A 956-nucleotide genomic window follows, 5' to 3' on the forward strand; every position below is an offset into this window, starting at 1 on the left:
AGCGAGACGTGTCACCGCGCGGCGCCCGTCCCCAGCAGGCGTCGCGCGGTGACACGTCTCGCTATGGACATGTGGTTCCCATCTTGCGTGTGCATGGGTGCGGGAGGCTGTGGATGTGACAGCCCCTCAAGTGGTCGTGAGAGACGCCGTTCGCACTGGTCACGTGCGTCACAGCGTGAGCACATGGTCGGGCCCGCCGGGGTGGCTGTCAATTCCCCTGACGATTCCTCTGACACGGTGTCCCGGGCATGCCCCGGGTGCAAGGAATGTTCGCTTTTCCGGCGATGTGGACAGTCATCTCCCTGACACCCGCAACACCCGCAATGCCGAGAAGGAGGCCGCGTGCCCGACCTCTCCCCCAGGAACCCCGACTGGTGGCGCCAGGCCGTCATCTACCAGGTCTACCCCCGCAGCTTCGCCGACGCCGACGGCGACGGGTTCGGTGACCTCAAGGGCATCACCCAGCGGCTCGGCCATCTCGCCGCGCTCGGCGTCGACGCGCTGTGGCTGAGCCCCTTCTACCCTTCCGAACTCGCCGACGGCGGCTACGACGTCGCCGACTACCGGGACGTCGACCCGCGTCTCGGCACCCTCGACGACTTCGACGCGATGGCCGCCGAGGCCCACCGGCTGGGCCTGAAGGTCATCGTGGACGTCGTGCCGAACCACACCTCGCACCAGCACGTCTGGTTCCAGGAGGCGCTGCGCGCCGGCCCCGGGTCGGCCGCCCGCGACCGGTACGTGTTCCGCGACGGCCGCGGACCGGGGGGTGAACTGCCGCCCACCGACTGGCAGTCCGTGTTCGGCGGCAGCGCCTGGCAGCGGGTCCCCGACGGCCAGTGGTACCTGCACCTGTTCGCCCCCGAACAGCCCGACCTCAACTGGGCGAACGAGGAGATCCGCGCCGACTTCCGCACCACCCTGAAATTCTGGTCCGACCGGGGCGTCGACGGCTT

Annotated in this window: 1 protein-coding gene; it reads left to right on the forward strand. The window is 69.2% G+C overall.

What is annotated here, in order from left to right; genetic code table 11:
* Window positions 1-342 precede the first annotated feature (342 nt).
* Window positions 343-956, forward strand: a 614-nt coding sequence (locus CCN42_RS38015) for an alpha-amylase family glycosyl hydrolase (protein ID WP_245877655.1), incomplete at its 3' end; no start/stop codon positions are given.

Origin of the sequence: Streptomyces glaucescens (genome assembly GCF_002154375.1) — a bacterium.
In the GTDB taxonomy this organism is placed as follows: Bacteria; Actinomycetota; Actinomycetes; order Streptomycetales; family Streptomycetaceae; genus Streptomyces; species Streptomyces glaucescens.